Source organism: Nocardioides sp., assembly GCF_031397825.1.
Taxonomy (GTDB): domain Bacteria; phylum Actinomycetota; class Actinomycetes; order Propionibacteriales; family Nocardioidaceae; genus Nocardioides.
The window spans coordinates 1-12,102 of record NZ_JANNML010000115.1 but is presented as its reverse complement, the minus strand read 5'-3'; the positions used below and the strand labels follow the sequence as shown (position 1 = coordinate 12,102).

Sequence of the window (12,102 nt, the reverse complement as noted above, 5' to 3'; positions counted from 1 at the left end):
CACCCTTGGTCTGGATGAACAACGACCGGTAGACCACTGCCGCCAGGCGCGCCTGGGGGACCGCTTGCCGGGCGCGGAGAAGCTTCTCGCCAGCTCCCGCGAGATCGTCGAGGGGTGCGTGCCGACCATGGCCGCGATCTGCCGCTGGGTCAGCCCCTGCCCGATCACTCGCCGCTCCTCCATCGTCAACCGTGCTCCAGCCATGACCGCAACCTCTCACCCACTGAAGCTGCAACAGCGGCTGGAATCCGCGGCGCAGGTGGTGCGAGGCTTGCTGCGCTCGCACCTGGACCCGACCAACGAAGCAGGTGCTCACCCTCACCCGGCTAGACAGGCTCAGGTGATGCGCCGTCGCGCCGATCGGAAGTCATGGCCGACGAGCTTCCCGCCCCTGACGACCCGTGCTGGCGCCGGGTGCGTCCTCGTTTCGAGGACAACGAGCTCGACCAGGCGCCGATGACCGAATCGTTGCTCGCACCCCTCATGCCGTACGCCGTGTGGCGCAGCCGTGTGCCCTACGCCTTCGCGGCTGCCGTGGCGTGGTTCTTCGTGTTCCCGGTGCTGCTCGGCGGGTCCTTCGGGGTGGGCGTGGCCCTGGTGTCCGGCGCGGTGTCGTCGTGGCTGCTGCTCGGTCGGCGGGCCCCGCTGGAGGCGGAGGGCTATGCGGTGCTGGCGCTCATGCCGGTCCTGGTCGTCCTGCTGCTCGCCACCTGAGGGTCCCGCCTCGGGCGTCAGCCGATGGCGTCGTTCAGCCGGCCCAGCGCCGTCTCGGTCAGCGAGGCGAGGACGTCCTCGCCGGGAGCGGCCAGGTCGATCAGCCCGACGACGCTGAGCGCGTTGTCGACGCGGGAGACGACGAAGCTGACGTCGTAGGAGTAGCTGTTGCCGGGTGCGGACACCGAGCCGGTGCCGCTGAAGCCCACCTGGTCGTCGGTCTCCCCGATGCCGGGGGCCTCGTCGACGGTCACGGCCAGGGCGAGGTTGGTGCCGCTCTCGGGGTCGGTCACCTCGACCGTCTCGCACCCGTCGAGGCTCGCGCGGAACTCCTCGACGCCGGCCACGACCGTGTCGGTGTCGGCGTAGGAGTTGACCACGGTCACGATGCTGCGGCGAGACGTCTCCGTCTCGAGCTCGAAGTTGTTCTCCGCCTCCGTGTCGGCGCTCAGGTCGGACAGCGCGGTCAGGCCGCTCAGGCAGCCGAGGTCCTGGTCGTCGCTCTCGGTCGGGCCGAGCTCGGTGAAGTCAGCCCCGACGTCCTCGAGGGTCAGGAGAGCGCCGTCGGCCTCGTCCTGGCTCAGCACCACCGGTGCGTCCGAGCCGGCCTCCGACGAGCCAGGCTCGTCGCCGCCGCCGCACGCAGCCAGGCTCAGGGCGAGCACGAGGGCGCTCGAGGACAGACCGGCACGGCGCAGGAGGCTCGACATGGTCGCAGTCTGTCAGCGACCCTTCGTGCCCTTTCCCTTGGGACCCTTGGGTCCCTTCGGCGGCTTGCCCTGCCCCGCCTCCTCGTCCGACTCGTCCGGCTCGTCCGACTCGTCCGACTCGTCGACGTCCTCGTCGTCGGTGGCCTCGTCCGTCGGCTCGTCGGTGATGTCCTCGGTCGGCTCGGTGGCAGGCGCCGAGGTCGGAAGGGCCTCGGTCAACGCCTCGACGGCATCGAGGATCCGCTCGGCCTGCGCCTGGTCGAGGTCCCCGTCCTCCACGGCAGCCGCGGTGTCCTCTCCCAGTGCCGCCAGCTCGTCACGCGCGACCGCGTAGCGTCCGTCGACGATGGCGGTGTCGATGTCGTCCAGCCGGGTGGACAGCGCCGGGACCGCGCTCGACGGAGGGTCCTCCGAGCCGCAACCGGTCAGCACGAGCAGCGCCACGGTGCTCGCGGCCGCGAGCCTCGTCGTACGACGACGGCGGCTGGTCACTCGACACCCCCGACCGCGTCGTGGAGGTCCTGCAGCGGGCCCTCCAGCTCGGCGGGCGTGCCGGCGGGGACCGTCCCGCCGGCGGGATCAGCCGGTTCCTCCGCCGACCCGCCGCCGGCAGCGACGCCGGCGATCACGACGAGCAGCAGGATCGCCGCGATGGCGGCGCCGGCACCTCGCACGTGGGGCGGGACCTCGCGCAGGCGCGCGAGGAGGCGGTCCGTCGACGACGGCTCCTGCGCGGGCGTCACGGCAGGCATCCGGCGCACGGTCGGCTCGGTGTCGAGGACGAGCGTGGTGCCGGCCCCGTCGACGGCCCCGTCCAGCGAGCGCAGCCGCTCGGCGACCGCCTCGGCCGAGGGGCGCGCAGCCGCGTCCATCAGGGTCATGTCGGTGATCAGGTCGCGCCACGACGCCGACAGCGTCGGTGGGACCTCGGGCGAGCGGCTCAGCCGGGCGAGCGCCGACTCGGTGGGGGAGCCGGGGTAGGCGCGCTCCCCGGTGAGCACCTCGAGGAGCACCAGGCCGAGGGAGTAGACGTCGGCGGCCGCGGTCAGGTCGTCGCCGCGCACCTGCTCGGGGGCGAGGTAGGCGGCGGTGCCGATCGCGTGGCCCGTCTGGGTGTGCCGGACGGTGTCGCCGATGAGCCGGGCGATGCCGAAGTCGGCCAGCTTGACCCGGCCGTCGTCACCGAGCAGGACGTTGGCGGGCTTCACGTCGCGGTGCACGATGCCCCTGTCGTGGGCATAGGCCAGGGCATCTGCGAGGGCGGCGCCGATCCCAGCGACCTCGTCGGGCGGCAGCGTCCCGCCGCGGGCCCGGTCGGAGAGCGTGGTGCCCTCGACCAGCTCCATCACCAGGTAGGGCTGGTCGGTCGTCATGCCGGCGTCGAGCACCATGACCAGGTTGACGTGGCTGAGCTGGGCCAGGGTGCGGGCCTCGGCGGTGAAGCGCAGCCGGTCGGTCTCGTCACCTGCGGTCTCACGCAGCACCTTGATGGCGACCGGCCGGTGCAGCACCCGGTCGGTCGCGCGGAAGACGTCGGCCATCCCACCGGTGCCCAGACGCTCCCCGAGGTCGTAGCGGTCCGCGAGCACGAGTGCCTCCTGCGATCAGGGTCGGAGCGACCCCATCCACTCCTCGACGTCTGCCGAGGTGCGGGGGAGCGCCGCCGACAGGTTGGTGGACCCGTCGTCGGTGACCAGGATGTCGTCCTCGATGCGGATGCCGATGCCGCGCAGCTCCTCGGGGACGAGCAGGTCGTCCTCCTGGAAGTAGAGGCCTGGCTCGACGGTGAGGACCATACCGGCTGCGAGCGTGCCCTTGGCATAGGCCTCGGGAGCCGCCCGGCCGCAGTCGTGGACGTCCATGCCGAGCATGTGGCTGGTGCCGTGGAGGGTCCAGCGGGCGTAGACCTTCGAGTCGGGGTCCAGCGCCTCCTGCGCCGAGACCGGCAGCAGGCCCATGCCCTCGAGGCCGTGGGCCAGGACGCTCATCGACGCCGCGTGCACGTCGGCGAAGGCCAGGCCCGGGCGGACGGCGTCGATGCCGGCCTGCTGCGAGGTGAGGACCAGGTCGTAGAGCTCGCGCTGGAGGGTCGTGAACGTGCCGTCGACCGGCAGCGTGCGCGTCACGTCGGCGGTGTAGAGGTTGTGGCCCTCGACACCCATGTCGAGCAGGACCAGCTCCCCGGGCGTGATGGGGCCGGAGTTCTCGATCCAGTGCAGCGTCGTGGCGTGCTTGCCCCCGCCGACGATCGAGTCGTAGCCGATGTCGTTGCCCATCGTGCGCGCGCGCCGGAAGAAGGTGCCCTCGAGCCAGCGCTCGCCGTGCTCGAGCACGTTGTCCCACTCGCGCACGCAGTCCTCGAACCCCAGCGTCGTGATGTCGCAGGCCTCCTGGAGCTCGCCGATCTCCCAGGTGTCCTTGACCAGGCGCATCTCGGAGACCACGCGGGCGAGGTCGCCGTCGAGGGTCTCGTCGGGGGTCACCAGCGAGTCGACGTACGACGAGACGCCGCGGTGGACGCGCGTCTTGCCGGAGGCCGACAGGGCCTCGGGCAACGTGTCGATGTGACGCACCTCGATCCCGAGCGAGGAGGAGATCTCGTGCGCCGACGGCCGCCGCCCGGCCCAGAGCTCGCCGTAGACGCGGTCGCGGAAGAACTCGTCGCTCTCGCGCGACGAGCGGGGTCGGGCGTAGAGGACCGCCTCACCGTCGTCGAGCACGAGCACCGCGTCGCTGGTCTGGTTGCCGGAGAAGTAGGTGTGGGCGGTGTCGGAGCGGAAGCGGTAGTCGGTGTCGTTGGAGCGCTGCTGGTAGGTGCCCGAGGGCAGCACGAGTCGCTCACCGGGGAACACCTCGGCGAGCCGTGTCCGACGGGTCGCCGCGAGGTCGGTCACGGGGTGCGGCGGGAGGTCGAGCTCGCGGTCGCCCCAGCCCTCGCGCATGAAGGCGGAGTAGGCAGCGGGGACGGCGGGATCGTGGGACTCCGTCGCCGGCTCGGCAGCGGTGGCGCTCGAGGGTGCGGTGGACTCGGGGGTGGTCTGCTCGCTCACGCCGTTACTCTACGCGCCGACATGAGCCCTTCGGCCCCCTGACGTTAGGCTTCCCCCCATGCCCGCTCCCCGTCGTGACAGCCGCGCCTTCACGGTCGTCGTGACCGTGCTGGTGAGCCTCGGCGCGCTGCTCACGCTGGTGATTCTGGCGTTCTCGGGGGCCCCCGCGATCACCCTCCTGGCGACCGCTCTCGCTGCTGTGCCGGTGGGGCCGCTGGTCGCCGGCTACCTCTGGCTGGACCGCTACGAGCCCGAGCCCAAGGTGCTGCTCGTCCTGGGCCTGCTGTGGGGCGCCTTCGTGGCCACCATCGCCGCCATCCTGATCGGCGGCGTGGGCGGCCTGGTCGTCGGCTTCACCGACACCCAGTCGCTCGCGATCGTCGCGCCGGTAACCGAGGAGGCCAGCAAGGGCCTCTTCCTGCTGCTCCTGCTCTGGTGGCGTCGGGCCGAGATCGACGGCATCCTCGACGGACTGGTCTATGCCGGCATGGTCGGCATCGGCTTCGCCTTCACCGAGAACATCCTCTACCTCGCCGCGGCCTACAACGGCGCGGACGGCATGGCGCCGGGCGGCATCGTCGGCATCACGGTCCTCTTCGTCGTGCGCTGCGTCCTGAGCCCCTTCGCGCACCCGCTCTTCACCGCCTTCATCGGCATCGGGGTCGGCATCGCGGTCACGACCCGCACCCCGGTCCTGCGCTGGGCGGCGCCCCTGGGTGGCTACGCGCTCGCGGTGCTCACCCACGGCCTGTGGAACGGTTCCACCGTCTTCGGGCTGGCCAGCTTCGCCGGCGTCTACGTCGTGCTGATGCTCCCGGCTGTCGTCGGGATCGTGTGGCTCGGTGTGTGGATGCGCCGCTCCGAGCGCACCATGCTCGCGGTTGCCCTCGGCGACGCATCGCGACGTGGCCTGATCCCGGCCACCGACATCGGATGGGTCGTCGACCTGCGTGCGCGGCGGGCGGCTCGCCAGCACGCCCAGCAGCACGGCGGTCCGGCCGGGCTGGAGGCCATGAAGGACTACCAGCAGGCCGCCATCGAGCTCGGGTTCCTGCACCATCGGCTGCTGCGGGGCACGGCCCCCGCCGACTGGCAGCTGCGCGGTCAGGACTACCTGTCCCGCATCAACGCGGTGCGACCCGGCATCGCTTTCCCCGGACAGGTGGTGCCGACACGATGATCGACACCGGCAACAAGATGCTCACGGCGCTGGTCCGTCTGCGAGGTGCGCTCCAGGACGCCGGGCTCCCGCTCGACGTGCCCGGCATCGAGGACCAGCGCACGGCCCGCCGCGAGATGATCGACCAGCTCGAGGACTACGTCATCCCGCGCCTGATGACGATCGACGCCCCGCTGTTGACGGTCGTCGGTGGCTCCACCGGCGCCGGCAAGTCGACCCTGGTCAACTCCCTCGTGGGCCACCGGGTGACGACGCCCGGCCTGCTGCGCCCCACGACCCGCTCGCCCGTGCTGGTGCACCACCCCGACGACGCCGAGTGGTTCGGCCAGGACCGGCTCCTGCCCGACCTGGAGCGCGTGCCCCACTCCACCAACGACCCCGACGCGCTCCAGCTGGTCGCCACCGACGCGATCCCGGCCGGCCTGGCGATCCTCGACGCCCCCGACGTCGACTCCGTCGAGGAGCGCAACCGCCAGCTCGCCGCGCAGCTCCTCGCAGCCGCCGACCTCTGGCTCTTCGTGACCTCGGCCGCGCGCTATGCCGACCAGGTCCCGTGGGACTTCCTCAAGCAGGCTGCCGAGCGCTCCACCGCGGTCGCGATCGTCCTGGACCGCACCCCCGACGAGGCCATCGAGACCGTCGCGACCCACCTCGCCCGCATGCTCGCCAGCCGTGGCCTCAAGGACTCACCGCTCTTCACCGTCACCGAGGGCAAGGTCGACGACGAGGGGCTGCTCCCGGCCGAGCACGTCGCGGAGATCCGCGCGTGGCTCGACTCGCTGGCGATCGACACCGACGCGCGCGGCGCTGTCGTGAAGCAGACCCTGGACGGCGCCATCCGCACGGTGGCCCGTCGTACGCACGGGGTGGCGGACGCCGCCACCGAGCAGGTCTCCCTCGCCGCGCGTCTGCGCGAGGACGCCGACCGGGCCTACGACGAGTCGATCGCTGCGATCATGACGGCCTCCGCCGACGGCACGCTGCTGCGCGGCGAGGTGCTCGCGCGCTGGCAGGAGTTCGTCGGCACCGGCGAGCTGCTCCGCTCGCTGGAGACCAAGGTCGGCTGGTTCCGCGACCGCGTGGTCAACGCCGTCAAGGGCAAGCCCCAGCAGGCCGAACGCGTCACCGTCGCGGTCGAGTCCGGCCTGGAGACGCTCATCCTCGAGCACGCCGAGGCCGCTGCTGAGCGCGCCGAGGCGTCCTGGCAGCAGCTCGCCGCCGGCCAGGGGCTGCTCGGCGCCGCCGACCAGGACCTCGGTCGCGCGTCGCGTGACCTGCGCCGCAAGGCCGAGCGCGCCGTGCGCGACTGGCAGTCCGACGTGCTCGACATGGTCCGCACCGAGGGCGCCGACAAGCGCGGCACCGCCCGCTTCCTCGCCTTCGGCGTCAACGGTCTCTCGGTCGCGCTGATGGTCGTCGTCTTCGCCAGCACCGCCGGAGTCACCGGCGCCGAGGTCGGCATCGCCGGAGGATCGGCCGTCCTGGGCCAGAAGCTGCTCGAGGCGGTCTTCGGCGACCAGGCCGTGCGCACCCTCGCAGAGCGCGCCCGCGCCTCGCTCGAGCAGCGCCTCCAGGCACTCTTCGCCGACGAGCGCGCCCGCTACCTCAGCCTCCTCGACGGGCTCGGCCTCCAGGCCGGCGCCGCCGAGCAGCTTCGCGGCGCCTCGCGCCGCATCGACGACCTCCGTTACGAGTCCAAGAAGGGCCCCGAGTGACCTCCCTGCTCGAAGGTGCGAAGAAGCTGGTCACTCGCGGGACCGAGATCGGAGCGCGGATCACCGCGCTGGAGACCGCGGCGGCCGCCGCCCGCGGCCGGCTCGACGACGAGCTCGTCGACGAGGCCGAGGCGGTCGTCGGCCGCGCGGCCGGGCGACTCAAGCTGTCCGCCCAGCACACCGTGGTCGGCATCGCCGGGGCGACCGGTTCCGGCAAGTCCTCCACGTTCAACGCGCTGACGGGCCTGGAGCTCTCGGCCGTCGGCGTACGACGCCCCACCACGTCGTGGGCCAGTGCCTGCGTGTGGGGCACCGAGGGTGCGGCCGAGCTGCTGGAGTGGCTGGGCATCCCGCCGCGCCACCAGACCACGCGTGACTCGATGCTGGACACCCGTCGCGAGGACGCCTCGATGGAGGGCGTGGTCCTCCTCGACCTGCCCGACCACGACTCCACCGAGGTCTCCCACCACCTCGAGGTCGACCGGCTGGTGCTGCTCACCGACCTGCTGGTGTGGGTCCTCGACCCGCAGAAGTACGCCGACGCGGCGATCCACGACCGTTACCTCGCGCCGCTGAGCTCGCACGCCGACGTCATGGTCGTGGTGCTCAACCACATCGACACCGTCCCCGAGGACCGGCGCGAGTCGATGATCGCCGACGTACGCCGCCTGCTCGACCAGGACGGCCTCCAGAAGGTGCCGGTGATCGCGGTCAGCGCCCGCCACGGCATCGGCATGCCCGAGCTGCGCGCGGAGATCGCTCGTCGGGTCGACGACAAGCAGGCCACCCGGCAGCGGCTCGAGGCCGACCTCCGCGGCGTCGCGGCCCGCCTCGCCGAGGCCTCCGGGGACGGCAAGTCCCGGGCCCTCTCCGAGCAGCGCATCGCCGACCTCGACGACGCGTTCGCCGACGCCGCCGGTGTCCCCACGGTCGTCGACGCCGTCGAGCGCTCGACCCGCCTGCGGGCCGGCCGCGCCACCGGCTGGCCGGTCGTGGCCTGGTTCTCGCGCCTCAAGCCCGACCCGCTCAAGCGGCTGCACCTCGACCTCGGCGATGCAGCGGCCTCGCTGTCCGGACGCTCGCGCACCTCGCTGCCCGCCACGACCCCCGTGCAGCGAGCCCGCGTCGACACCGAGGTCCGCGCGCTGGCCGACGACGCGGCAGCCGGCCTCGGGCGCCCGTGGGCCGACGCCGTACGACGTGCCTCGACCTCACGCCTGCCCGACCTGGGCGACAGCCTGGACCGCGCCGTGGGCGAGACCGACCTCGACGTCGCCACGATCCCTCGCTGGGCCGGTGTGGTGCGGGGCCTGCAGTGGGCGCTCATCGTCACCGCGCTCGCGGGCGGGCTCTGGCTGGCGGTGCTCGCCGTGCTGGGCTACCTCCAGGTCTCGGTCGGTGACGCACCCGGCCCGGGGCCGGTGCCGATCCCGACGCTGATGCTGCTCGGCGGGGTCCTGCTCGGGATCCTGCTGGCGGCCGGGTGCCGGTGGTTGGTCTCGGTCACCGCGTCTCGGCGGGCCGCCTCGGCTGACCGCCGGCTGCGCGAGGCCGTCCACCGGGTGACCGACGAGCTCGTGGTCCAGCCGGTCGCAGCCGAGCTGGCGGCCTACGCCGCGGTGCGCACCAACCTCGCGACCACGCTGAAGTAGGCCCACGAGCCGTCCACATGGCCGGCTCCTGCGCGCCCCTCCACAAGGCCTGCCGCGGACGCCGGCCGATGTCGGCGCCCCCGCGCAGCCTCGTCTCGACAGCACATCCGAGACGAAGGAGAACGACATGCTCAACGAGACCGTGGTGACGCTGCAGGGGTGGGTGGGCGGCGACGTCCAGGTCCGCCACGCCGGCGAGACACTGGTGGCCCACTTCCGGGTGGCGTGCACCCCGCGTCGCTTCCGGCGCAGCAGCCAGGAGTGGGTCGACGGGGACACCCAGTGGTACTCCGTCAACGCCTGGCGGGGCCTCGGCGACAACTGCGCCCGCTCGCTGCGCCAGGGCGATCCCGTGGTCGTGCACGGCAAGCTCAGCGCCCGCACCTACGTCAACAACGCCGGTGTCGAGGTGACCGCCTTCGAGGTGGAGGCCAGCCTGGTCGGTCACGACCTGAGCCGGGGCACCAGCCACTTCAGCCGCACGCCCAGGACGGCGCCGGCGCAGTCGACCCCCGACCCGGAGTCGTCCGAGGAGCAGGGGAGCCAGGAGGTGCCGACGGCCGCGTAGTCATGGCCTGGCAAGGAGGTCGGGTCCTGGTCGGGGGGGCGCACCCCCGATCGGGCCCCGAGCCGGGTTTCCAACTAGGCTCCGCACCATGGCTGAGTATGTGTTCACCCTGCGCAACGTGCGTAAGGCCCATGGCGACAAGGTCGTCCTCGACAACGTGACCCTCTCGTTCCTCCACGGGGCGAAGATCGGTGTCGTCGGACCCAACGGCACGGGCAAGTCGACCCTGCTCAAGATCATGGCGGGGCTCGAGCACGCCAACAACGGCGACGCGATCCTCGACCCGGAGGCCACGGTCGGCATGCTCCAGCAGGAGCCGCCGCTGACCGAGGGCAAGACCGTCCTGGAGAACGTCGAGGAGGCCGTCGGCGAGCTCAAGGCCAAGATGGCGCGCCTCGATGAGCTCTACATGCTCATGGGCGACCCCGACGCGGACCTCGACAAGGTCTCGGCGGAGGCCGGGGACCTCCAGAGCGAGCTCGACGCTGCCAACGTGTGGGACCTCGACAGCCGCCTCGACCAGGCCATGGACGCGCTGCGCTGCCCGCCGCCCGACGCCATCGTCGACCACCTCTCCGGTGGCGAGCGTCGCCGCGTCGCGCTGTGCAAGCTGCTGCTCCAGCAGCCCAGCCTGCTGCTCCTCGACGAGCCCACCAACCACCTCGACGCCGAGTCGGTGCAGTGGCTCGAGGGGCACCTCAAGGACTACCCGGGCGCCGTCCTGGCCATCACGCACGACCGTTACTTCCTCGACAACGTCGCCGAGTGGATCCTCGAGCTCGACCGCGGCTCGACGCACCCCTACGAGGGCAACTACTCGACCTATCTCGAGACCAAGAAGGACCGCCTCAAGATCGAGGGACAGAAGGACGTCAAGCGCGCCAAGATGCTCGAGCGCGAGCTCGAGTGGGTGCGTTCCAACGCCAAGGCCCGCCAGACCAAGAGCAAGTCGCGTCTGGCGCGCTACGAGGAGATGGCGGCCGAGGCCGACCGGATGCGCAAGATCGACACCTCCGAGATCAACATCCCCGCTGGTCCGCGCCTGGGCGACATCGTGCTCGAGTCGAAGAAGCTCACCAAGGGCTTCGACGGACGGGTCCTCATCGACAACCTGTCGTTCTCGCTGCCGCGCGCCGGCATCGTCGGCGTCATCGGCCCCAACGGCGTCGGCAAGACGACGCTGTTCAAGATGATCACCGACGAGGAGCAGCCCGACGACGGTGACCTGACCGTGGGACAGACCGTCAAGATCTCCTACGCCGACCAGAGCCGAGGCGGCCTCGACGCCACCAAGAACGTCTGGGAGGTCGTCTCCGACGGGCTCGACTTCATCAAGGTCGCCAACTTCGAGATGAACTCCCGCGCCTACGTCGCGTCGTTCGGCTTCAAGGGCCCCGACCAGCAGAAGAAGGCCAACGTGCTCTCCGGTGGTGAGCGCAACCGCCTCAACCTCGCGCTGACCCTCAAGATGGGCGGCAACCTGCTGCTCCTCGACGAGCCCACCAACGACCTGGACGTCGAGACGCTCTCCTCGCTCGAGGACGCGCTGCTCGACTACCCCGGCTGCGCCGTGGTCACCTCCCACGACCGGTGGTTCCTCGACCGCGTGGCGACGCACATCCTCGCCTGGGAGGGCACCGACGAGAACCCCGCCCAGTGGTTCTGGTTCGAGGGCAACTTCGCGTCCTACGAGGAGAACAAGATCGAGCGTCTCGGTGCCGAGGCGGCCCGACCGCACCGCGTCACGCACCGTCGCCTCACGCGCGACTGATCGGGGGTGCCGGACGTGGGCTGAGGTCAGCGTCCGGCTCACGAGGTCTCGACCCGCGGTCACGGCTTCGCAGGCTCAGCCGTGCGCTCGCTCGACCGAGATTCGTGCTAGTCCGCTCCGCGGACTAGCGAATCTCCATCTCCGGGTGACCGGCGATGAGGTGGTCGGCGACCGTGTTCATCACGCGACCCAGGGCGGCGAAGTCGTCGTCGGTGGCGAGGTCCACGAGGTGGTCGCGCACGCCGTTGACGTGCGTGGGCGCGACGTTCTCCAGGAGCAGCCACGCGCGGTCGGTCATCTGGGCGACCACACCCCGCCCGTCGTCCGGTGAGTCGGCGCGCGTGACCAGCTCGGTCTTCTCCATGCGCTTGATGGTGTGGGTGACCCGGCTGCGACTGTGCGCCAGGGCGTCGGCGAGCTGGGCCATGCGCAGCTGACCGCCGCGCTCGGAGAGGCGCACGAGGATCTCGTACTCCGCCAGCGAGATGCCGTGATGACGGCGCAGGTCGCTGTCGAGCCGGTCCATGAGCAAGGTCGTGCCGAGCACCAGGCCGCGCCAGGACCGCTGTTGGTCCTCGTCCAGCCAGTGCGTCTCGCGGGCCTCGCCGCCGATGTCTGCCACGCAGGGGAGTCTAGGAGGCGTACGACGTCTCGCGTCGCCTGACGGCCGAGGGGGGGGGGGGGTGGGAGGGGGGGGGCGGCGCCGCCGGGGGGGGGGGCGCCTGGCGGCGGCCCCGCGCGG

12 protein-coding genes are annotated in these 12,102 nt (G+C 71.8%); 6 read left to right on the top strand and 6 right to left on the bottom strand.

Annotated elements, in window-relative coordinates; translation table 11 throughout:
- Positions 1-183, bottom strand: a 183-nt coding sequence (locus tag RMN98_RS21030; RefSeq protein WP_397209292.1) for a helix-turn-helix domain-containing protein, incomplete at its 3' end; no start/stop codon positions are given.
- Between the two features lie 186 nt (positions 184-369).
- Between RMN98_RS21030 and RMN98_RS09975 the strand changes: the two genes are divergently transcribed.
- Positions 370-714 (top strand): hypothetical protein, encoded by a 345-nt coding sequence (locus RMN98_RS09975; protein WP_309648661.1) that lies wholly within the window; start codon positions 370-372, stop codon positions 712-714.
- A 17-nt stretch (positions 715-731) separates the two neighbouring features.
- Here RMN98_RS09975 and RMN98_RS09970 read toward each other — a convergent pair whose 3' ends face one another.
- Genes RMN98_RS09970 through RMN98_RS09955 form a run of 4 tightly spaced genes read right to left on the bottom strand, consistent with a single transcriptional unit; the run spans position 732 to position 4,474 of the window.
- Positions 732-1,424 carry a hypothetical protein gene (locus RMN98_RS09970; protein WP_309648660.1) on the bottom strand — a complete coding sequence of 231 codons (693 nt, stop codon included), beginning with the start codon at positions 1,422-1,424 and terminating at the stop codon, positions 732-734.
- 12 nt (positions 1,425-1,436) lie between these two features.
- On the bottom strand, positions 1,437-1,916 hold the full coding sequence (locus tag RMN98_RS09965) for a hypothetical protein (protein WP_309648659.1): 480 nt from the start codon (positions 1,914-1,916) through the stop codon (positions 1,437-1,439).
- The gene (locus RMN98_RS09960) at positions 1,913-3,013 is read right to left on the bottom strand and encodes a serine/threonine-protein kinase (protein WP_309648658.1); all 1,101 of its coding nucleotides are present in this window, start codon (positions 3,011-3,013) and stop codon (positions 1,913-1,915) included. Before RMN98_RS09960 ends, RMN98_RS09965 begins: the two co-directional genes overlap by 4 nt.
- A 15-nt stretch (positions 3,014-3,028) precedes the next feature.
- Positions 3,029-4,474: an aminopeptidase P family protein gene (locus tag RMN98_RS09955; protein WP_309648657.1), complete on the bottom strand. Its 1,446-nt coding sequence runs from the start codon at positions 4,472-4,474 to the stop codon at positions 3,029-3,031.
- Positions 4,475-4,532: 58 nt separating this feature from the next.
- Here RMN98_RS09955 and RMN98_RS09950 point away from each other — a divergent pair, with 58 nt between their 5' ends.
- The 5 genes from RMN98_RS09950 to ettA all read left to right on the top strand — a co-directional run bounded on the left by RMN98_RS09950 (position 4,533) and on the right by ettA (position 11,360).
- Complete coding sequence (locus RMN98_RS09950) at positions 4,533-5,654, top strand: PrsW family intramembrane metalloprotease (protein ID WP_309648656.1); 1,122 nt, start codon at positions 4,533-4,535, stop codon at positions 5,652-5,654.
- On the top strand, positions 5,651-7,369 hold the full coding sequence (locus RMN98_RS09945) for a dynamin family protein (RefSeq protein ID WP_309648655.1): 1,719 nt from the start codon (positions 5,651-5,653) through the stop codon (positions 7,367-7,369). The genes RMN98_RS09950 and RMN98_RS09945 overlap by 4 nt, the downstream gene beginning before the upstream one ends.
- Positions 7,366-9,021 carry a GTPase gene (locus RMN98_RS09940; protein ID WP_309648654.1) on the top strand — a complete coding sequence of 552 codons (1,656 nt, stop codon included), beginning with the start codon at positions 7,366-7,368 and terminating at the stop codon, positions 9,019-9,021. The genes RMN98_RS09945 and RMN98_RS09940 overlap by 4 nt, the downstream gene beginning before the upstream one ends.
- 127 nt (positions 9,022-9,148) lie before the next feature.
- A complete protein-coding gene (locus RMN98_RS09935; protein ID WP_309648653.1) occupies positions 9,149-9,589 on the top strand; it encodes a single-stranded DNA-binding protein in 441 nt (146 codons plus the stop codon).
- 88 nt (positions 9,590-9,677) lie between these two features.
- Positions 9,678-11,360, top strand: coding sequence for an energy-dependent translational throttle protein EttA (ettA, locus tag RMN98_RS09930; RefSeq protein ID WP_309648652.1), 1,683 nt, complete (start codon positions 9,678-9,680; stop codon positions 11,358-11,360).
- A 124-nt stretch (positions 11,361-11,484) separates the two neighbouring features.
- Here the strand turns inward: ettA and RMN98_RS09925 are convergent, their stop codons facing one another.
- Positions 11,485-11,982 (bottom strand): MarR family transcriptional regulator, encoded by a 498-nt coding sequence (locus RMN98_RS09925; protein WP_309648651.1) that lies wholly within the window; start codon positions 11,980-11,982, stop codon positions 11,485-11,487.
- Positions 11,983-12,102: the final 120 nt, after the last annotated feature.